The following is a 20,640-nucleotide window of genomic DNA, read 5'->3' as shown; positions in this document are numbered from 1 at the left end:
AGCGCCGATCAGGGCACGGATGCCCGCGGACGTCGATGCCCCCGACAAGGTCGCCTACGGGCTGACGTTCCACCAGCTGGCGATCGTCGCCACCGGCGCGCTCTGCTTCTACGCCGCGTGGCGCACGGTGCACGACGTCGTGCCGGCACCGGTGTTCATCGGTGCTGGTGTGGTCCTCGGCGGGCTGGTCATCGGCCTGGCGCTGGGCCGCCGCGACGGCCTGTCGATGGATCTGTGGCTGCTGCACGCGATCCGCCACACCCGCACCCCCCGGTCACTGTCCACCGCCACCGTCGCCGCGGACACCGGAACGCCGGATTGGGTCGACACGCCCCAGAGCGGCCGGGTGCCGCTGCCGGCTCCGTTGCGGCTGCCCGCCGACGCCATCGACGACGACGGGGAAGTCAGACTCGGTGGCGCGCGGGCGGCGATCGTCGGCACCACCACGGTGAACCTCGCGCTTCGCACACCCGCCGAGCAGGCGGCCCTGATCGAGGGGTGGGGTCGGTGGCTCAACAGCCTGTCGACGCAGACGCAGATCGTCGTGTCCGCGCAACCGGTTGACCTGGCCTCCCACAGCCGGGCTCTCACCGCGTCCGTGGACGCCCAGCCGCATCCGCGGCTGCGCGCGGCGTGCGCCGATCACGCCGAGTTCCTCGGCGACCTCGCCGCCCGGCGGGACCCGCTGCGTCGCCAGGTCCTGGTCGTCACCCGCACGGCGGCCGGCGAGCGCGCCCATGCCGCGCGGCGGCGAGCCGATGACACGGTGCGGGCGTTGGCCGGCCTCGGCGTCAGTCCCCGGGTGCTGGACGGCTCGGAGGTCACCGCCGCTCTGGCCGGCGCCGCCGACCCGTACCGGCCACCGCAGCCTGGCCGCCTGGCCGCACCCGACGCCGTCATCACCGCCGCTGCCCCCACCCCCAGGACAAGGAGAAGCCGATGATCAGGAACAGACGGTCCGGCGACGACAGGGCACAGCCGCGGCCGGGCTCGCTGGCGTCGGCGGTCGCGCCAGCCACGGTCGAGGTCACACCCCGGTGGCTGCGCGTGGGCGACGGCTTCGCCGCGACCCTCGCCGTGACCGGATACCCGGCCGAGGTCGGCCCGGCGTGGCTGGAGCCGCTACTGTCCTGGCCCGGCCGGCTCGACCTCGCGTTGCACATCGAACCGCTGCCGGCCCCGATCGCCGCCGACCGGCTCCGCAAACAACGAGCACGGCTGGAGTCCTCCCGGCGGACCGACTCCGAACGCGGCAAGCTCGCCGACCCCTACGTCGACGCCGCCGCCCACGACGCCGGAGACCTGGCCGAGCGACTGGCCCAAGGAGCGGCAAAACTGTTCCGCGTCGGCCTGTACCTGACCGTGCACGCCCGCACCGAAGACGAACTCCTGCAGGCGTGCGCGCAGGTCCGGGCCGCCGCCGCGTCCACCCTTCTGGAGGTGCAGCCCGCGACGTGGCGGCAGCTTCCCGGCTGGACCACCACCCTGCCCCTCGCCTGCGATGGGCTGCGGATGCTGCGCACCATGGACACCCAGGCCCTCGCCGCCGCGTTTCCCTTGTCGAGCCCGGACCTGCCCGCACCGCTGCCCGGCGACCCGCCGACCACCGGCGGTGTCCTCTACGGCATCAACCCGGCCGGCGCCGGCATCGTCTGGTGGGACCGCTGGACACAGGAGAACCACAACTCGATCGTCCTGGCCCGCTCCGGAGCCGGGAAGTCGTACTTCGTGAAGCTGGAGATCCTGCGCAACCTCTACCAGGGTGTCCAGGTCGCGGTGGTGGACCCCGAGGACGAGTACCTACGCCTCGCCGACGCGGTCGGCGGCAGCATCGTCCGGTTGGGGATGCCCGGCGTGAAGATCAACCCCCTGGACCTGCCCGTCGGCGACCGGCGACCCGACACGCTGACCCGCCGCGCTCTGTTCCTGCACACGCTCATCAGCGTGCTGCTCGGCCACCAGCCGCCACCGGCGGAGCGCGCCGCGCTGGACCGTGCCATCCTCGCCGTCTACCGGGCCGCCGGGATCACCGCCGACCCGACCACGCACCACCGGCCCGCGCCGCTGCTGCGCGACCTGGCCGCCACGCTACGCGCCGACGACGACCCGGCCGCCGCGACGCTGGCCTCCCGGCTCGCACCGTGGGTGCAGGGCAGCTTCGCCGACCTGTTCGACGCACCCACCACCCAGACCCCGGTCGGACACCTGGTCGTGTGGTCGCTGCGGCACCTGCCCGACGAACTGCGCACCGTCGGCACCCTGCTCGCGCTGGACTCGATCTGGCGCACCGTCGACGCCCCACAACGCCCCTCGCGGCGGCGGCTCGTGGTGGTCGACGAGGCGTGGCTGCTGATGCGCGACGGCGAAGGCGCCCGCTTCCTGTTCCGCATGTCGAAGGCGGCACGCAAGCGCAACGCCGGACTGACCGTCATCACCCAGGACGCCGCCGACGTGCTTGGCACCGACCTCGGCCAGGCGGTGGTGTCCAACGCCTCCACCCAGGTGCTGCTGCGGCAGGCGCCGCAGGCCATCGACGCCGTCGGCGAGGCGTTCGGGCTCACCGACGGTGAACGGCGACTGCTGCTCTCGACCCGCCGCGGCCAAGGGCTGCTGATCTCCGGGGCGAGCAGGACCAGCTTCGAGTCGATCGCCTCCGACGCGGAACACGCCCTATGCACCACTGATCCGGACGAGCTGGCCGACCTCGACGAGGAAGAGGGCGACCTGTGACACCGCCGACCGAAGCCCTCCGCTCAACGCTCGTGTCACCGGCGCCCAGCCCCACCAGCGGGCCGGGCGCCGGCCCCATCCCACCCCCCACCGGACCAGCGGCCGCGCTGCTCGACGCCGCCGTGTGGGCCACACAGCGGCCGTGGCTGGCGGCTGTCGCCGCCGGCGGGCTGATCCTGTGGATCGCGGCGCGCAACCTGGTCGAGATCTGGCGGCACCGCCACCACGCCCGTGGCGCGCGCCTCGTGACGATCGCGCCGCCGCCGGAGGTTGACCTGCACAGCGCGCCAGCGTTGTGGGCGAACCTGGCCGGCGTGCTGACTCCGTCACGGCGGCGGCGCTTGCTCTACGGTGCCCCGCACGTCGTGTGGCAATACACGTGGTCCGGCCGGCACCTGCTCATCTCGATCTGGGTTCCCGGCACCGTCCCGCCGGGGGCGGTCGAGGCCGCGGTGCGGGCAGCGTGGCCCAGCTCGGCCACCACCACCGACGACAACCCCCCGCCGCCAATCCCCCTGGACGCCCACCCCGCAGCCGGCGGGCACCTGCTACCCGTGTACGCGGAGTGGCTGCCGCTGGCCACCGACCACGACACCGACCCGCTGCGCCCGCTGATGGCCGCCGGCGCGCAGCTCAAACCCCGCGAGTACGCCTGCGTGCAGATTCTCGCCCGCCCGGCCACACCCCGGCGGGTAACGCGGGCCCGCCGCGCGGCCGGGCGGCTACGGGCCGGCACCACCGCCGTCCCGGCGATCAACCCGGCCGCACCGATGTTGTGGCTGCTGGACGCGTTCCTGCCCAGCAGCCGCACCACCGGCCGCGCTACGGCGCCCGCGTCCCGTCGGGACCCCACCGTCGAGCGCGACGTCCGGGCGATCCTGGACAAGACAGCACACCCGCTGTGGCAGACCGGAATCCGCTACGCCGTCGCCACCACCAACCAGCGCCCCGGCGCCGACCCGACCGGCCGGCTGCGGGGCATCGCCGACACCCTCGCCTCGGCATTCGCCATCCACACCGGCCGCAACCGGCTCACCCACCGCGCCCGCATGCGAGCACCGGTGACCGTCCTCGCCGCACGCCGCCTCGGCCCCGGATTCCTCACCTCCGCCCCGGAACTCGCCGCCCTCGCCGCCCTGCCGCAAGACCTCGCCGTGCCCGGCCTCGACCGGGCGCAGGCCGCGTCCATGCCGGCACCGGTCGCCGTCCCCGGCGGCGGCCGTGGGGTGAAAATGCTCGGCGACGCCGAAATCGGTGGCCACAGTGTCGGGCTGACGGTGGCGGACGCGAGGTATCACATGCATGTGATCGGTTCCACGGGCTCCGGCAAGACCACCCTGCTGGTCAACATGGCCCTCGACGACATCAACGCCGGCCGCGGCACCGTCGTCATCGACCCGCACGGCGACCTCGTCCTGGACATCCTCGACCGGCTCCCCGCAGGCGTCGCCGACCGCGTCGTGCTCTTCGACCCCGACCAGGACAACCCGCCGACACTGAACCCCCTCGAAGGCGACGACCCCGACCTGGTCGTCGACAACCTCGTGTCGATCTTCGGGAACATCTTCGCCAAGGCATGGGGACCGCGGATGGACGACGTCATGCGGGTGGCCTGCCTGACCCTGCTGCGCCACAACAACGTCACCCTGCAACACATCCCCCCGCTGCTCAACAGCCCCCAGTTCCGCTCGGCGATGACGGTGGACCTGGACGACCCGGCCGGGCTCAGCGGCTTCTGGCAGTGGTACGACAGCCTCAACGACAGCCTCCGCTCCCAGGTCATCGGACCGGTCCTCGCCCGGCTGCGAGCATTCCTGCTGCGCGACTTCGTCAAACGCACCATGCGCTACCCCCGCTCGAGCTTCGACATGGGCCGCGTCCTCGACGGCGGCGTGCTGCTCGTCCGCATCCCCAAGGGCGTGCTCGGCGAGGACACCAGCCGGCTGCTCGGCTCCCTGATCCTCGCGCAGGTGTGGCAGGCCACCACTGCCCGCGCCGGCGTCGAGCCCGATCGGCGCCGCGACGCGACCCTGATCATCGACGAGGCACAGAACTTCCTGACCCTGGCCAACTCCCTGGACACGATGCTCGCCGAGGCCCGCAAGTACCGGCTGTCGCTCGTGCTCGCCCACCAGGACCTCGCCCAGTTCCCCCGCGACCTGCTCGCCGCGGCATCGGCCAATGCCCGCAACAAGGTCTACTTCACCGTGGCGCCGGAGGACGCGAAAGTCCTGTCCCGGCACACCCTGCCGGAGCTGGGCGAGCACGACCTCGCCCACCTCGACGCGTACACCGCCGCCGCGCGGCTGGTCGTCAACGGCCGCCAGACCCCGGCGTTCACCATGAAGACCCGGCCGCCGAAGCCGATCGTCGGGGAGGCGACCGCCATCCGCCAGGCCGCCGCCGCAGCGGTACCGACCCAGGACACCAGCGCCGTCGACGACCTCGTCGAACGGCTCAGCCGCAGACCCGACGACCGTCGATCCCGTCCGAAGAGCGCCCGGAGCTAACTGTCTCTGTCAGACGGTGGCGTCGCCCGGGTCGCGCACCGGCTCGTCACCGGGATCGCCACCGGTGACCGATAAGCATCCGCAGCACAGTGCTGACCTGGGCTGTCAGTGCCGCACACGCCCCTGACAGGTCCTCCGCACTGACCTCCCTCGTCCCAGACACCCCTCCCGATCGGGAGGGAACCCCATCCTGCCCAGGAGCAACCGTCGTGTACTCCCGTGTACCCCCCGCCTCCCGCAACCCCGATCCCCTAGCCGTCTTCGGTCGCATCGTTCCCCGCGACCACGCCCTCCTCAGGCTGCTCGCCGAGCACTACCTGCTGTCCACCGACCAAATCACCAGCGCCCTCTTCGACACCCGGCGCACCGCCCAACGACGGCTGACGATCCTGCACCGCCTCGACGTGCTGCACCGCTTCGGCCGCAGCGGCGCCCACGGCCGGTACGGATCGCTGCTCTACACCCTCGGCCCCGTCGGACTGCAGCTACACCCAACCGTCTACCACGACCCCACCGGCACCAGCGGCAAAGCGCCGCGCAGCTCCCTGGAACGCGCCAAGCGGATCGCCGCCAGCGGCCAGGTCAACCATTTGCTCGGCGTCAACCAGTTCTTCACCGACCTCATCGCCACCGCCCGCCACACACCCGACACTCTTCTGTCGCGCTGGTGGTCCGAGCAGCACGCCACCACCGTCTACGCCCAAGCGGGCATCCGCCCCGACGGGCACGGCGTGTGGACCGTCGGCAACACCTCGACCGGCTTCTTCGTCGAGCACGACAACGACACCGAGAACCTCGCCCGAGTCGTGGCCAAGCTGCGCGGCTACGAACGCCTCACCACCTTCGGCCCCCGCTACCCCGTGCTGTTCTGGGTCCCCAGCCGGCGCCGCGAGGCCAGCCTCCTCGCAGTGCTCGCCGGACTGCGCAGCGCCAGCCCGATCGCGACCGCCGTGCACGGCCCCGACCCGGCGGGTCGGGTGTGGACCCTCGCCTCGGACCCTACCCACCGGCGGTACCTGCACGAGCTGCCCTGCGACCACGGCCCCGACACGGTCACCAACCCGCAGCGCTTCGACCACCCATAGAACTCACACCGCGGGCCAGCGCGCCGACACCTGCCAGAGTCAGCACCTCCGGCAAGCCGACCACCGTCGGCGACGTCTGTCAGCAAACAAGATCACCTGTGAGACTCATGAAGGCTCACAGCATCCGCGCCGACGAGGACTCCGCTACGAACCGGAATGCCTCACAGCGCAGGTCAACCCCACTCTCCGGCGATCAACTCGTCGGATCGACCTGACAGAACAGACCGCTACCGTTCACGGCACTAACACCACCTCATAAATCTCCACCCCGGTCCGGTCCCACCTCGGAACCACCGCCGCACCTACCGGTGCGCCACGCCCACCCGCCCCTCCCCGGGCCGGTCGGCGCCGCGCCGCGCGGCGACCCCAGGTCGCACCGCACCAACCCGCACCCGCACCTCTCCCGCAACCGACCCACGCACCCAGTGGGCCGGTCATCTGCGCGCGCCCTGACGCGCCAACCCCAAGGAGGACGATTCATGCCCAAGAACCCGACCAGGAAGGCCACCTCGCCGGCTGTCACACCGACGGCGACGATCCGCACCATGATCGTCTGCGTGCCGGGCGACCTGCCCCGCGAGTCCCTGACCGCACACCAGCTCGACCGCAACTTCGGCGTGCAGGGCACGCTGTCGCCCCGCTTCTGGGCCAGCCCCGCCCTGCGCCTGTGGCAGCGCAGCCAGATGTTCGGACTGCGCAAGGGCCGCCCGGCCTACTGCGCCGGCGGGCCAGCGCGACTGCTCGACCTGACCGGCATGCGCCACGCCGCCGGTGTCGGGGCGGGCATCCGCCACCAACTGTTCAGCCGCGCCGTGCACGGCACCCGCAACGCCAATCCGTGGCACGTCTACGAGGCCCGCCACCTGGCGGACCCGCAGCAGTACCCGTGGGACACGGCCGTCGCGGACTTCACCCATCAACCCCGTGTCAACGCCATCCGAATGCACAACGCCGCCACCTACGGCGCCGGGCAGATCCGCCTCAGCGAACTGGAGATGTACCAGGCCGGCTGCATCGCCTACCAGCACCACAGCGCCCTCACCGCCCTCGCGGGCGACGCGCTGATCACCGCCGAAGGGGCGAAGCTGGCCCCGGCCAGCGACGCCATGGCCGACCGGGTGACCTACCTCGAACAGGCCAACCGGCTGCTCGACGCCATCGACCCCGACCAGCGACTGCTCGCGGTCGCGCTCTGACTGAGCCGGCCAAGAAGGAAACACGCCCGACGGGCCCGTCATGTTCCGCCGGACGAGGTCGAGCGCCTCGCCGCCTGCGTCCGCGCCCCGCGCCGCAGCGCCGCAAACCGCTAGCCGTTCACGCGCACCTCATCGCGCAGCTTCGGGCCGCCGCACGCGCCGACGCGATGCCCTGCTCACCATCCTGGCGACCGGCTCACGGTGTCGGCAGATACCCGCGAGCCGCCGCATCTCGCCCCGGCGTGCCAGCCGCCCCTGGCAGGGGCGCTGACTGCGCTGCCGGCCAGCGAGACGGCCGCCCTTTCCCTCTTGCGCATAAGCGCCGGCGAACGCCGGCCACAACCCCTACGCACCGCACCGAGCCGTCGGCGACCAGGCCCTGGTCGCCGACATCACCCTGCCTGAAGGGACACCGCTCCATGATCCACCTTCCGATCTGCCCCGTCTGCGATGAGCCGGTGGCAGACCAACCCGCCACGCACTGGACCAACGCCTACCGCGGGGGCATCCCGTGGTGGCATCTGGCGGACAACAGCCCCATCTGCGCGGCTGCCGACGGCCAACACTCCCAGCCAGCCCTCGTCGCCGACCCGCTTCCGGTCGACAGTCAGACCAACACCTGGCTCGACGACATGAGCCGCCTGTTCGCCGTCGACGGTCCCTACCACCCCGCCCGACTGGGCAGCGCCATCACCGCCGCCGAGCACCTCAGCCGCTGGCTGCACACGGCCACCGGACCGTTCAGCGCGCTGCTCACCCTGCCGGCACCCTCCGACGCCGCATCCCTGATCGGGCACCTGCACCGCAGCACCCGGCTGCTCGCCCGGGCGCACGCACAGACCGGGTCCTACCTCCTCGACCAGGCCCGCCAGGCGCACCTCGCCAGCCTCGATGACAGCGAAGGGCGCAGCGAGGTCATCGACGCCGTCGACGACATCCGCGCATGGTTGCAGGACGCGGCCAACTCGCTCGCCCAATCGGCGCAGGCGTCAGGGATGGCTTGGTCCAGCGCCCGCAAGGTCGCGGCCGCGAGTCACCTCGGCGCCTCCTCCACCGCTGGCGATATCGACCCGCCGGAGGGCCAGCAGTGACGAGTCCTGACTACACGCCACGTCAGGGCAGCACAGCCGTCTTCTCCGGTCGGTGGCTGCGCTACGAACCGGTCCCTGGCTTCCACCGCTACCACGAGGGATACCTCGCGACGGTGACCGGTTGGTGGAACGGCAGCTTTGAGCTCGCCCTCGACCACGAGGCCGTGATCGCTCTTACCGAGACGTTCGACGCTATGGCCACCTACGTCGGCGATGACTGGCGCACCGTCGGCTTCGACGGACACACCCTCACCATCGCCCGGCCGGTGTCCCTCGGCGGCGGCGTCCACCTCGTCGAGCCCACCGGCGGGCGGTACCGGATCGGCTGGGGCCTGCCGTGGTTACCGGTCGAGCCGAGCCGCTGCGACCACGTCTTCGGCCAGCCATAGCCGCACCGCCCCACCAGCACGGGGCTTGGCAGGCCCCGAGCGTCGATGGCATCCCGAGATCCGGTCACCGCACTTGATCACGAGGCGCCATCGAAGCGTGCATCAGTGCACGCCCCCATCCAGGCAGACGCAACAACAGCCACAGGGAGGACTCATGGACAACCCCACCGATCAGACCGCGGCGCCCAGCGCCCTCGACAAGGTCGCCGCCGCTTTGGCAGCACTTGGCCAGGACACGGCCGCCGCGATCGCGCAGCGCGCCGGCGTCGGCTACTCGACGGCCACCAAACGACTTCGCACCCTGGCAGAGGCAGGCCAGGCCGAATCGTTGCGCGCTGACGACGGCCGCACGCTCTGGCGGCACCTGCCGAACACGGCGACCAGCACCGACAGCGGCGACCCGCAGGCGACCACGACCGACGCCAGGCGCGACCCGCCGCCCGCACTGACGGACGACAACGCGGACGAGGCTCACGGACCGGACGAGGCTCCCGGACCGGTAGAGGAGGCGGACACCGCCATGGCGGCGGGACCGGACGACGAGTCGACCAGTCTCCAGCCGGACGACGAACGCCGACCAACGCCGGACAGCGACGCGGGTCGGCCAGCCCTACAGGACTCACCCGCCAAGCCGGACAACGTCCCCGACGCACCGACCACGACCCACGCGGGGGCCGGCGAGGCTTCCCCGGCCGACGCCGAGAATCCGGCCGCAGCCGACGCGTCCGGTCAGGCAGAATCCGCGCCCAGTCTGGACCCGGCGGGCAGCGACGAAACCGCTGCGCCCAGCAGCCCATCCGAGGCTCCGAGCGCGTCAGGTGGCGGGAAGCCGCGCCGGTCCAAGGGCAGCCTGCGCGGGGCCATCCTCGACGTGCTCGAAGCCCATCCGGGCCAGCCGTTCAAGACCAGCCAACTGTGCAAGGCCATCGACCAGGCGAACGAGGGCACCGACTCGGCCAAGGCCAGCGCGGGCGCGGTCGTCAACGCCGTGCACAAGCTCGTCACCGACGGAGTCGCCGTTCAGGTCGCCGAGAAGCCGGCGACCTTCCAACTCGCCCCGACGACCACCTAGCAGACCCGTTACCGCTGGTAGCCCGGGGCGGGCGTCGAACTTGGCGGATCCACGCCCGCCCCGGTGCTCCTTAACAGACAAGGAGCGATGTCAAGTGTGTCACCTGAGCTCGTACCTCACGGCGGCTGGCGGAATCCTCGCTGGTCTCGCCGTCGCCGCGGCACTGCTCGCCCGGCAGCGGCACATCATTCACCATCAGCGGCAGGCGTTGGCTGCCCGCGACCGTGACCGGTCCTACTGGCGCCGGCTGGCCACGCACAACGACACGAGCGACCTACCGAACCGGCGGGCCCTGTGGACCCACCTTCAGGCCACGTTCTCGCTCGGGGAACCGCTCGGGCTCGTCCTCATCGACCTGGATCGGTTCAAGCAGGTCAACGACACCTACGGCCACGAGCACGGCAATGACCTGCTGCGCGAGGTCGGACGCCGCCTGAGGGCCCTCGGGCCGTCGGTAGCCCTGGCGGCGCATCTCGCCGGTGACGAGTTCGCCCTCGTCGTGCACGGCGACGCCGGCGAGGTCGGGACTGCCGCCGAGGCCGCCCACCGGCGCATCTCGGAGCTCCCGTACGAGATCGCCGGGCAGCAGGTGATCGTCACCGCAAGTGTCGGCTATGCGCTCGCCGAGCCGGACATGCTGTCCCGCGATCTCCTGCACGCTGCCGACCAGGCCATGTACCTGGCCAAACGCACGCGTTGCGGCGTCCGCGCCCACGACCCGGACCACGCCACGCCGCCGGGAATTGTCATCCGCTACCGCGACCTGCGGTAACACGCCCCCGGCACCAACCGCACCACGTCCCCGCCCGCCCCAGAAGCCCCGCAGGCCATTCGGCCTGCGGGGCTTCGCGTATGTCAAGGAGCCCGATCCCCGTGATGTCCTTCCACACCGTCCACGCCCTGACCAGGTGCCTGCTGGACATTGAGGCCAACGCCGACCGTGTCGGCTGGGGCCGCCCGCCGCTCCTCTTGCTTGTCCAGGACCGGCCGGCCCCAACCGCACCACACGGCACGAGACGCCAGATCCGCGCCGTGCACCTACCGCTCAACGACACCCGCATGGGCCGCTACCGCGCCGGACTCGCCGACCTCCTGCCCGACCTCGCCACCGCGCTCGACAGCAACCAGCCGGTCGCCCGGCCCACCCTCGCGGCCTGCGTCGACATCGGCCTGATCACGGACCTCCTCGCCGATCCCACCCCCGGACTCCGCCTGCTGGCCTGGGCCATCTGCTACGAGGACGTCCTCGTCGAGTCCGACGGCCGCCTGCACGAGATCCGCCGCGTTGACGCGGTCGACGCCGACCGCCGCGGCTACCGGATCACGAGGCTGCGGGGCGAACCGCACCCCGTGGTCCGCGTCGACGACCACGTCGGCCACGACGCAGCGGCCACTCGCTCCGCACTGACGCGTCTCGTCCAGACCACCAGCAGACCTGGCCGAATCACACCGACAGCCTCCTGACGGCCGCCGACGCCCCGCCAGCAGCGCGGGTCCCAACCTCACCCGCGCGTCACACCCCGTGCCCCTACGGCACCACCCCAGGCAGACGACTTGACCTTCATCGAGAGAGAAGCGTCGATCAACCAGGTCATTGTCCGGGGCGTCCATCAGGCACAACACGACCGGCCACGACCGGACGGTGACCCCTGCCCACAACCCCGACGGAAGGTCACCCGCCATGTCTGACCGCAGCCGAACCCGCTCGTCTCACCGCGCCCTGCTCCCCCGTGACGTCACCGATCCCCTGCTGTGGCGGCTGGCCGTGGACGTCCTCACCGCCCACCAACCCGGACCCGGCAACGGGTGCGTCAACCTGCAGTGCGCCGACCAGAGCGGGCCGTGTTCGGCTGCCAGGCAGGCACAACGGGCGATGCGCGCTGCGCGAGCCACACCACCGCCACAGCCGGCACCCGTCCGTGAGCCCACACCACAGCGGCCGGCCCGCGACTCCCTTGGATTCGTCGGCTGGTTCGCCAACGGTCTCGCCGCCGCTGCCACGCAATTACTGCCGCGGGTCCCGCAGCGGCTGCCCCGCCGCGTCCCCGGCGCGACCCTGACCGCCGCCTACGCCGCGTAGCCGCAGCCCAGACGCAACGACCAAACGCCGCCCGGCCCGGACCAAGAACCTCACGACCTTCGACCGCGTGGCCCACCACGGCCGCGCGGTCGTCGCCGTACCCGAACACACCACCACGACGAGGAGACACGACCCGTGGGAACCATCTGCTACGTCAGCGCCACCGATCCCGCCCAGCCGAGCACCGTCCACGCCCGCTACGTCCACTTCGACGGCTACCCCCTGGCGCTCATCGCGCACCTGCGCGGCATCTGGGCCACCACCGCCCGCCGCGACACTCAAGCCCTCATCGACGCGGTCCTCGCCCACGACTGGTACTACCTCGGATCCGACGTCACCCCAGACACCCGGTCGTTCCCCCACCAGCACCCCGTCGGCGGTGTCGGCGTGACGTTCGACGACACCGAGCCAGAGTCCACCACCGTCTTCCCGCTCAGCCGCGCCGGCGACCTCGACGCCTCGTGGATCTACGTGATCAGCCCGGCTGACGACACCGTCACCGTGCACACCGGCGACGGCGATCCGGTCGGTGTTCACAGCCTCGGCTAGCCAGGAGGACCAGTCATGCCCGCCCACACCTCTCCCCTCGTCCAGCGCCACTCCACGCCCTACCCCGCTCCCTACCTCACCTATCCCCTCGGCCGCTGGGGACCGACGTGAAGCTCCGATCTCTGGTGTCAGTCGCGGTGGCGATCGTCACCGTGTTCATCCTCTGCGCCGGTGGGCTCGGCGGATTCCTCGCCGGCGGCTCGGCCACCGCCGGATGCGTCCCTATGGTCACCTCTCCCGGGTCCACGTCAGACGGCGCGGTGTCGCCGCCCGGGCCGCCGATCCTGTGGCCGGCGATTGGTGACTGGGACAGTGACCAGGTCGGCAACGCCGCTGCGATCGTCACCACCGGCGCTCGCCTCGGGCTACCAGCGCGCGGCTGGGTGATCGCGGTCGCCACCGCCATGCAGGAGAGCAGCCTGCGGAACCTGGCCGGCGGCGACCGGGATTCGGTCGGGTTGTTCCAGCAGCGCCCCAGCCAAGGGTGGGGCACCCCCGCCCGGCTTCAGGACCCCGTCTACGCGTCGGAGAAGTTCTTCGACGAGCTGGCCACGATCCGCGGCTGGCAGGCGATGCCGCTCACCGAGGCCGCCCAGGCCGTGCAGGTCAGCGCCTTCCCCGACGCCTACGCGACATGGGAGGCACCAGCCACCCTGCTGGTAACCGCGATCGCCGACACCACGGGTCTACCCATCGACGGCCTGGCCGGGTGCGGGGCCACCGGCCCGTGGACGCAGCCGGTCCTCGCCCCTGTCGGATCAAGGTTTCGTAGCTCGGAGCGGCCCGGTCACGACGGCGTCGACCTCGGCGCTGCGCGCGGCACCATCATCCGCGCCGCGTCCGCCGGAACCGTCCGCACCGTGCGCTGCAACGCCGTCCACGCCGACACCGGCGCCGATTGGGGCTGCGACCGCGACGGCGACCCCGCTCGCACGCGCGGGTGCGGCTGGTACGTCGACATCGACCACGCCGGCGGCCTGCTCACCCGCTACTGCCACATGGACCAACCCCCGATGGTGACGGTCGGGCAGCCGGTCGCCGTCGGCCAGCCCATCGGCGTCGTCGGCTCCACCGGCCACAGCTCCGGCCCGCACCTGCACTACGAGGTGCACAACAATGATGCCAGCCCGAACGGCGCGATCGACCCGGTGCCCTTCATGGCCGCACACGGCGCCCCGCTTGGGCGGGCAGACGGTGATGGGGCGCCGATCAGGGGCGGTCGTGCAGGAACCATGCGTCGCCTCGGGTAAGGGCGATCGCGAGTTGCCACTGTTCGCATTGCAAGCTGCCACCGACGGCCATCAGTTGCCCGGCGAGCTCCCACGCCTGCGGGCCGGGCTGCGGGCGGCGTTGCGCGGTGAGCTGCAGCATGGTTCCCCAGGCGGCGATGAGGGCGGCGCCCCACCGCTGATCCCACTGCCACATGGCCGCTGCCAACCCTGGAATGCCGTTGTCGCGGGCGGCTCCGAAGTAGGGCACCCAGGTGGGGGCCAGCCACTGCGACGTCGTGGGCAGCAGCACCAGCTGCACGTCCGGGAACGTATGCCATCGGGCGGTGCCGACGAGGTATTCGCACCCGCTGAAGGCTCGGGAGGCGAGCTCCGGATCGGCGAGGAGAGTGTCATAGGTCCACCGCTGTAGAGCTGTCGAGGTGGTGGGCAGGGCCAACTGCTTAAGAGCCGAGGCGACCATGTCGTCACCCAGAAACGCCCGAACATAGCGTTCCACGTCTCCGTGGTCCTGGGCGTCCTCGCGGCCGTATCGCTGATACACCGACCACGGATCCAGCGTCCGAGCCACCCGGTCCAGGTCAGCGAGCTCATCAGCATCCGGTTCGTGGTCGAGGTCGCCCGGCAACGTGAAGACGGGCCACCGACCGGTAGCCGGCATGGCCGCACGGGCAGCCTGCCACGCATCGAGTAGCCGAACAGGATCGACCTGCTCCACCAGGAAGGTGCCGCCGAGCCCTTCGCCCACGGGGTGGCCCTGAAGAGCAGTCCCCCGCAGGGCAGCCGCGATGTCCCGGGCGTCGTCCATCCGTGCAGCCATACGAGCACGGTAATTCCCTGCACCGACATGCCCGCCTCAGCCGCACCTTCTGTCACCGGAGGTGGCCGCTGGGAGGAACACCGCGCGGTTCGAGTACCGCGGTCACCCGCGACGGCCGCGAGCAGTACCGGCGGGTCCATGCCATCCAAGTCCGGCGGTCGTCCCACCCGGGACGACCGCGCAACCCCACGTCCTTTGAGGAGGAGATACACGTGAGCACACCCGCGCTGATCGGTGTGGCCGCGTTTCGCGGCAGGTACACCGCCCGGTCCATCCAGCTCGGCGAGGGTCCGGAGGTCCTGGTGCCGCTGCTGCGCCGGATCTGGACCGACACGTTCGGCCGCGACACCGACGCCCTGGCCGCCGCGCTGCTGGCCCGTAACTGGTGGAGCCTCGCGGTCAACCCCAAGCCCCGGCGATGGCACCGACAGGCGCCCGTAGCGGGGCTGGGCTACCCGACCGTGACCGAGAACAACACCATCCGGCAGGGCTCGCTGCGCGAGGACCTCGACGGGTTCGACGAGTGGATGTACCTGCTGCGCCCCGACCAGCGGTTGCTGGTGGTGTACGAGGCGACGGTCCACGGCCGCTGGCTGCGGCACAGCGTCCACCACCTCGACCCGATCGAGGACCTGTTCGTCACCGCACCCGCCCTCGACGAGGGCGGCCCGGAGATGACCGTGTGCACCGTCTGCGGCGCCGTCGACGAGATCGACCACGTCGAGGTGCCGTCCATGGCCGGCTACGGCCACGACACCGCCACCAGCTGCACCCGCTGCGGCTCCTCGGTCGCCACCGACCCGATGTTCGGCGCCCACCTCACCCGCAAGCCCTGGCCACCGCACGCCCCCACGACGGGTGACACGAAAGGCGGCACCCGATGAGCACGCCCGACCCGATGCCACCGCCGCCCACCAGCCGCGTCCCATCCACTCGCCGATCGGAGAGCACCATGACCTACCAGCCCGGCCAGCGCGTCGCCCTGGTCCACACCAGCGACCCGCACACCCGGCTGCGGCCCGGTGACACCGGCACCGTCCGCCGCCACGACCAGCAGCAGAACATCGTCGAGGTCACCTGGGACAGCGGCTCGGCCCTGTCGATGTGCCTCGACGCCGGCGACCGCATCCAACCGGTCAGCACCACACCGCCGCCCACCGGTGGGCCCGTCGACGAGGCCGCCGGATGGGCCGCCGCACTGCAGCGGATGCGCGCCGCCGGCACCGAGGCCGGCGGCACCGCCGCCGAATGGTGGGCACAGGACACGATCGGCGCCCGGGTCACCGGCGACACCCGCCTGGCCGCCCGCCGGGTCCTGGCCGGCATTGACGATGGGGATCCCGCCGTCCTCGATGCCCTGCCCCGCTTCACCTTCGCCGCAGAGGCGGTCGACACCGCCGCATGGGGGCTGTTCGCCGACGCTACCGGCGACGTCTGCGGCTGGTTCGGGCTGCGCATCCAGCAGCACGACGAGGCGATGACCGTCTACCGCGACGCCTTCGACACCGCCGCCACCGACCGGATCGCCGACCTGTGTCGCCTCGCGGCCAGCCCCAGCGGCGTCGATGTGTCCCACCTGCGCCCCGACCGGGTCCGTATCGGCGACGTCGGCGTGTTCGCAGGCGACTGGGCGCGCACCGCCGACCCGGACGGCAGGGACCGCATTGAGGTGGGGTTCGTTGGCACCCTGATCGAGCACTGGAACGGGTGGGCGGTGTTCTCCTGCACCCGCTTGGTGGCCGAGGCGATCGTCGCCGACCAGCAGCGGCATCGTGACCAGTACCGCGACAGCCTCCGGGACACCGGCGTGCCAGCAGACGAACTGGACCGTCGGGTCGACGCCGCGCTGGCCAACCTGTCCTTCGACGGCGACGTGATCATCGCCGACCAACGCGCCATGTTCGACGACCCCGACGCCGTCGAACGCATTACCCCGGACGGCGACGGCCGGTACGTGGTGATGGGCCGCAGCTGGTGCTGGGAAGCCGTCGACCCGTACGCCTGCGACCGGATAGTCGGCGACCTGCCCGACCCCGATCAGGCATAGGCCGGCCCGCAGACCAAGCCCCACCGCGTCACCGGAAGCCGGGCCAGCATCGGCCGCGGCGACCCGGCCACGACAGGTAAGACCTTCAGGAAGGAATGCCAGTGACCATGCGCGCCCAAGAGGAAATCGTCACCCGGGTCTGGGCTCTCCGGGCCAACCGCTGGGACATCTTGGGCTTTCGGGAGGAGGTGCTCGTGGAGGCGCTCGATCTCGACCACGCCTGCCAGGTCCTCACCCCCCGCCGCCCGGGTGAGTGGACCCAGCGGGTCGACCACGAGTCCTACGCCCGGGACTACCTGCGTTTCGCCATCGGGAAGATCATCGACCACCGGGGCAACTCGGCGAGCCGGTCGGTGGACAAGCTCGGCGAACTCGCCTGGCTCCTCGGCCGCGACGACATCGTGGTGGCGATGGATCACGCCGGATACCCGATGTACGGGGCACCCAAGGTCAAGGCGTTCGCCGACGGGTTCGACTGGCCGTTCCTCGACGACCTCGACGGCGACGACAGGCCGGCCCTGGCCCGGATGGCCGAGGGACAGCAGTGCGACCCACAGGGCTGCGAACGGGGCTGCGCCGACTGACCACGACCGCACCGCACGCATCGCTCCCGGCCCTCACGGTGCACACGTAGTTAGCCGGCGCTCCCGGTAATCCCACACCCGCCAACCCATCCGACTTGATCGATTGGGGTGACTGGGGTTCCATCGTCGGCGCCGACACCGCCCGCGCGGCCTCGACACCGACCAGCACGCACCAGCGGCGACCCGACGTGTCGCCGTAACCCTTCAGCACCACCGGGGTGTGGTCGCCCACCTGCACGGCCCGATGCGGGCCGGCAGGGGTTGGCCCCACCCGTCTCCGCTGTGCGGTACCCACCGCCCGCGCACCCGGAGACGGGTGCGCGGGCACAACCCTTGGAATCGAGGCACCCACATGACCACACCACATGCGCCGGCCCCGCAGGCCGGTCCGCCGCAGAACGGCCCGGCCCCTGCTGGCACCGACGAGACGCCCATGACCGAGGCCGCCTCCGGCCGGTCCGGCTACCTCTACCGCAAAGTGGCCCTGCACCTGGCCGACCATCCCGACGCCATCTTCAAGGTCGGGGAGATCACCCGGGCGATCGGCGCACCGTCGTCCGGGGCGGTGTTCGAGGCATTGAAGAAGATGGCCGCCGCCGGGCACGCCATCCACCACCGCGACCCGCACCACCGCTTCCAGATCACCCAGCCCGGCGTCGACGCCGCCGGTACCCTGCCGCCCGCCGCGCCCCGCACCCGCTCCGGCGGCACTGGTGGTGGTGGCCGTCAGTCCCGGCCCGCGCCGGTACCGCGCCCGAACGGGACGCTGTACCACCCGCGGCGGCTCGGCAAGGGCTGGGACGTCGAGGAACTGCGACGACTCCGCGCCCAGCAGGTACCGGTGCTGCTGTACGGGCCGCCCGGCACCGGCAAGACCGCCATGGTCGAGGCCGCGTTCCCCGACCTGCTCACCGTCGCCGGCACCGGCGACACCGTCGTCGACGACTTCCTCGGCTCCTACAACCCGATCCCCGGCGGCGGCTACGAGTTCGTCCACGGGCCCCTCGTCACCGCCATGCGTGACGGGCGGGTCCTGCTGGTCGACGACGCCACCCTCATCCCGCCCCGCGTCCTGGCCGTGCTGTACCCGGCCATGGACGGCCGCGGGGTCATCACCATCCCCGCCAACGGCAACGAGACCGTGGAAGCCGTCGACGGGTTCTACATCGTCGCCGGCCACAACCCGGGCGTGCACGGCGCGGTGCTCACCGAGGCCCTGGCCTCCCGGTTCACCGTCCACCTGCACGTCACCACCGACTGGGACCTCGCCCGCCAACTCGGCGTCCCCAAGCCGGTGGTCAATGCGGCGATTGACCTCAACGCCGACCTGACCGCGGGCAAGACCGTGTGGGCACCGCAGCTGCGCGAACTGCTCGGCTTCGTCACAGTCCGCGACCACCTGGGCATGACCGCCGCCCTGGCCAACCTGGCCGGCATCGCCCCCGAGGACGCCCGCGACGACGTCACCGCCGCCCTGTCCCGGCACACCGGCACGCCCATCACCGCGCTCGCCCTCGGCAAGCGCTGACCTCATCCACCACGGATCTCTGGAAGGAGCCAATCCGTGTCACACCCCAGCACCCACCTACAGCAGGGCGCACCGCCGACGCCGACCGGCGCCAGCGACTGGCATGACTGGTCCGCAGCCTGGACCAAACACGTCCCGCTGCTGACCGGCCGTACCGACCTCACCGTCCTCGTCGCCCCCGGCGCCGCCGGCGACGCACCCGAATGCTTCTACCCCGACCTCCACCGCATCGAGGTCGACGCCACCTACATCGCCGAGCGCCCCGACATCACCGACCCGGCCAAGGCCCGCCACAAGCGCCTCGTGCCCACCGGCTACGGGCTGCTCGTGCACGGCGCCGCGCACGCCGCGCACAGCCACTGGACCACCCCGCCCGGCACCCCGCCGATCCTCGCCGACGTCGCCAAGATGCTCGAGGAATCCCGGGCCGAAGGACGTCAACGCACCCGCCGCCGGGGCGACCGCCGATGGCTGCGCCACGTCGTGACAACCCTCCTCGACCCCGACGGCGCGGCCGTCGACGACCCGTGGCACGCCGGACAACTCGCCGCCCTGCTGCTGGCCCGCGTCGACGCCCGCATCGTCACCAGCAAAGACGTCCGCCCCGTCCGCGCCGCCGTCACCGGCGTCCTCGGACGCAAACGCCTGCGGCAGCTGCGTGACATCTGGCGCGAGGCCCAGATCTGCGACGACGCAGACGCCGACACCATGATCTGCCTGGCCCGCCGCTGGTGTCAGGTCCTCGGCATCGACCCCGACCAGCAGTACGACACCCCCGTACCGGACGCCGGCCTGTTCCCCGGCCGCCTCGCCGCGGCCCTCGTCGATTACCTCGCCGTCGCCGCTGGCGTCACCCCCGCCGCGTACGCCGCATCGATGTTGGCCCGCCGGCACAGCCCACCCTCGGAGTGGGACCGCCGGGACCCGACCGAGCAGGAACACCGCGCGGCCCGCGACCTCGCCAACCGGCTGCGGCAGGCCCGCACCAGCCACCCCGAACCCGGCCGGCGGCCCTCCGCGATCCCACCCGGCCGGCTGCGCACCCGCCACGCCATCACCGCCGACGCGCAAACCGCCGCCGGGCAACTGCCAACGGCCGCCCCGTGGCAGCGACGCGCCCACCTACCGCCCGAGAAACCCCGTCTGCACCTGGCGATCCTGGTCGACCTGTCCGGCTCGATGGACCGCCACACCGAGGCGATGTCCTCTGCGGCGTGGATCTTCGCCCACGCCGCCCGCCGCGCCGACGCGACGACCACCACCATCGGCTTCGGCGACCGCACCACCGTCCTGGTACCCCCACGCACCTACCCCAGGCAGGTGCTGCACATGCGCACCGACTTCGCCACCGCCACCTTCCCCGAAGCGGTCAAGGTCGCCGACCACCTCCTCGACCTGCGCCACGGCCGCACCCGACGGATGCTCGCCGTCGTCTCCGACGGCTACCTCGACGACATCCCCGCCGGCCAACAGCTCATCACCACCCTGCACCGCGCCGGCTGTGCCGTGCTGTGGCTACACCCCGCCGACCCACCCACCGCAGGCGAGCCAACCGACCCAGACCAGATCTGGGGAAACACCTTCACGCACACCACCACCCTGACCGTCACCGACCCGGTCGAAGCCATCACCGCGATCGCCGACGCCGCCGTCACGGCGCTCGCCCAGGCCTGAACCCCGGCCAAACCCGACCCGTCCGGACGGCGAACCAGTCCCACCCCCGCGCGCTG

Annotated in this window: 19 protein-coding genes; 18 read left to right on the top strand and 1 reads right to left on the bottom strand. The window is 71.9% G+C overall.

Features of this window, described 5'->3' with window-relative positions; translation table 11 throughout:
- The first annotated feature begins 19 nt into the window (after positions 1–19).
- From OH804_RS04680 to OH804_RS04620, 13 genes are all read left to right on the top strand, one after another.
- Positions 20–943 (top strand): PrgI family protein, encoded by a 924-nt coding sequence (locus tag OH804_RS04680; protein WP_406066426.1) that lies wholly within the window; start codon positions 20–22, stop codon positions 941–943.
- Entirely contained in the window at positions 940–2,730 is a 1,791-nt protein-coding gene (locus OH804_RS04675; RefSeq protein WP_406063007.1) for a VirB4 family type IV secretion system protein, read from the top strand. Before OH804_RS04680 ends, OH804_RS04675 begins: the two co-directional genes overlap by 4 nt.
- A 32-nt stretch (positions 2,731–2,762) precedes the next feature.
- Positions 2,763–5,240: a helicase HerA domain-containing protein gene (locus OH804_RS04670; RefSeq protein WP_406063005.1), complete on the top strand. Its 2,478-nt coding sequence runs from the start codon at positions 2,763–2,765 to the stop codon at positions 5,238–5,240.
- A 209-nt stretch (positions 5,241–5,449) separates the two neighbouring features.
- Positions 5,450–6,325 (top strand): replication-relaxation family protein, encoded by an 876-nt coding sequence (locus OH804_RS04665; protein ID WP_406063003.1) that lies wholly within the window; start codon positions 5,450–5,452, stop codon positions 6,323–6,325.
- A gap of 479 nt (positions 6,326–6,804) precedes the next feature.
- Positions 6,805–7,521 (top strand): hypothetical protein, encoded by a 717-nt coding sequence (locus OH804_RS04660; protein WP_406063001.1) that lies wholly within the window; start codon positions 6,805–6,807, stop codon positions 7,519–7,521.
- A gap of 458 nt (positions 7,522–7,979) precedes the next feature.
- The gene (locus tag OH804_RS04655; protein ID WP_406062999.1) at positions 7,980–8,612 is read left to right on the top strand and encodes a hypothetical protein; all 633 of its coding nucleotides are present in this window, start codon (positions 7,980–7,982) and stop codon (positions 8,610–8,612) included.
- Entirely contained in the window at positions 8,609–9,001 is a 393-nt protein-coding gene (locus tag OH804_RS04650; RefSeq protein WP_406062997.1) for a hypothetical protein, read from the top strand. The genes OH804_RS04655 and OH804_RS04650 overlap by 4 nt, the downstream gene beginning before the upstream one ends.
- Positions 9,002–9,155: 154 nt before the next feature.
- Positions 9,156–10,073: a MarR family transcriptional regulator gene (locus tag OH804_RS04645; protein ID WP_406062995.1), complete on the top strand. Its 918-nt coding sequence runs from the start codon at positions 9,156–9,158 to the stop codon at positions 10,071–10,073.
- 94 nt (positions 10,074–10,167) lie between these two features.
- Positions 10,168–10,845, top strand: coding sequence for a GGDEF domain-containing protein (locus OH804_RS04640; RefSeq protein WP_406062993.1), 678 nt, complete (start codon positions 10,168–10,170; stop codon positions 10,843–10,845).
- A gap of 104 nt (positions 10,846–10,949) precedes the next feature.
- Entirely contained in the window at positions 10,950–11,537 is a 588-nt protein-coding gene (locus tag OH804_RS04635) for a hypothetical protein (RefSeq protein ID WP_406062991.1), read from the top strand.
- Positions 11,538–11,754: 217 nt separating this feature from the next.
- Positions 11,755–12,153 carry a hypothetical protein gene (locus tag OH804_RS04630; RefSeq protein WP_406062989.1) on the top strand — a complete coding sequence of 133 codons (399 nt, stop codon included), beginning with the start codon at positions 11,755–11,757 and terminating at the stop codon, positions 12,151–12,153.
- Positions 12,154–12,288: 135 nt separating this feature from the next.
- Entirely contained in the window at positions 12,289–12,702 is a 414-nt protein-coding gene (locus OH804_RS04625) for a hypothetical protein (protein ID WP_406062987.1), read from the top strand.
- Between the two features lie 107 nt (positions 12,703–12,809).
- Positions 12,810–13,952, top strand: a complete 1,143-nt coding sequence (locus OH804_RS04620; protein ID WP_406062985.1) for a M23 family metallopeptidase — start codon at positions 12,810–12,812, stop codon at positions 13,950–13,952.
- Here the strand turns inward: OH804_RS04620 and OH804_RS04615 are convergent.
- Positions 13,912–14,739 (bottom strand): DUF4253 domain-containing protein, encoded by an 828-nt coding sequence (locus OH804_RS04615; RefSeq protein ID WP_406062983.1) that lies wholly within the window; start codon positions 14,737–14,739, stop codon positions 13,912–13,914. The two genes, OH804_RS04620 and OH804_RS04615, sit on opposite strands and share 41 nt — an antisense overlap.
- 224 nt (positions 14,740–14,963) lie before the next feature.
- On the opposite strand from OH804_RS04615, the gene OH804_RS04610 reads away from it, so the two are divergent.
- The 5 genes from OH804_RS04610 (at position 14,964) to OH804_RS04590 (ending at position 20,584) form a co-directional block, all read left to right on the top strand.
- Positions 14,964–15,635, top strand: a complete 672-nt coding sequence (locus tag OH804_RS04610) for a hypothetical protein (protein ID WP_406062981.1) — start codon at positions 14,964–14,966, stop codon at positions 15,633–15,635.
- Between the two features lie 68 nt (positions 15,636–15,703).
- Positions 15,704–16,798 carry a DUF4314 domain-containing protein gene (locus OH804_RS04605; protein WP_406062979.1) on the top strand — a complete coding sequence of 365 codons (1,095 nt, stop codon included), beginning with the start codon at positions 15,704–15,706 and terminating at the stop codon, positions 16,796–16,798.
- Between the two features lie 107 nt (positions 16,799–16,905).
- Positions 16,906–17,382: a hypothetical protein gene (locus OH804_RS04600; RefSeq protein WP_406062977.1), complete on the top strand. Its 477-nt coding sequence runs from the start codon at positions 16,906–16,908 to the stop codon at positions 17,380–17,382.
- A gap of 352 nt (positions 17,383–17,734) precedes the next feature.
- Positions 17,735–18,910, top strand: a complete 1,176-nt coding sequence (locus tag OH804_RS04595) for an AAA family ATPase (protein WP_406062975.1) — start codon at positions 17,735–17,737, stop codon at positions 18,908–18,910.
- Between the two features lie 36 nt (positions 18,911–18,946).
- Positions 18,947–20,584 carry a VWA domain-containing protein gene (locus OH804_RS04590; RefSeq protein WP_406062973.1) on the top strand — a complete coding sequence of 546 codons (1,638 nt, stop codon included), beginning with the start codon at positions 18,947–18,949 and terminating at the stop codon, positions 20,582–20,584.
- Positions 20,585–20,640 lie beyond the last annotated feature (56 nt).

It is taken from the genome of Micromonospora sp. NBC_00860 (assembly GCF_045207375.1).
Taxonomy (GTDB): domain Bacteria; phylum Actinomycetota; class Actinomycetes; order Mycobacteriales; family Micromonosporaceae; genus Micromonospora; species Micromonospora vinacea.
The sequence above is the reverse complement of the archived record's forward strand: the minus strand, read 5'-3'. Positions and strand labels throughout refer to the sequence as shown.

Excerpts from the sequence above, each read along its gene's own strand:
- OH804_RS04680 (WP_406066426.1), top strand. The coding sequence starts at position 20 with ATGCCCGCGGACGTCGATGCCCCCGACAAGGTCGCCTACGGGCTGACG.
- OH804_RS04675 (WP_406063007.1), top strand. The coding sequence starts at position 940 with ATGATCAGGAACAGACGGTCCGGCGACGACAGGGCACAGCCGCGGCCG.
- OH804_RS04660 (WP_406063001.1), top strand. The coding sequence starts at position 6,805 with ATGCCCAAGAACCCGACCAGGAAGGCCACCTCGCCGGCTGTCACACCG.
- OH804_RS04645 (WP_406062995.1), top strand. The coding sequence starts at position 9,156 with ATGGACAACCCCACCGATCAGACCGCGGCGCCCAGCGCCCTCGACAAG.
- OH804_RS04635 (WP_406062991.1), top strand. The coding sequence starts at position 10,950 with ATGTCCTTCCACACCGTCCACGCCCTGACCAGGTGCCTGCTGGACATT.
- OH804_RS04630 (WP_406062989.1), top strand. The coding sequence starts at position 11,755 with ATGTCTGACCGCAGCCGAACCCGCTCGTCTCACCGCGCCCTGCTCCCC.
- OH804_RS04615 (WP_406062983.1), bottom strand. The coding sequence starts at position 14,739 with ATGGACGACGCCCGGGACATCGCGGCTGCCCTGCGGGGGACTGCTCTT.
- OH804_RS04605 (WP_406062979.1), top strand. The coding sequence starts at position 15,704 with ATGACCTACCAGCCCGGCCAGCGCGTCGCCCTGGTCCACACCAGCGAC.
- OH804_RS04600 (WP_406062977.1), top strand. The coding sequence starts at position 16,906 with ATGCGCGCCCAAGAGGAAATCGTCACCCGGGTCTGGGCTCTCCGGGCC.
- OH804_RS04595 (WP_406062975.1), top strand. The coding sequence starts at position 17,735 with ATGACCACACCACATGCGCCGGCCCCGCAGGCCGGTCCGCCGCAGAAC.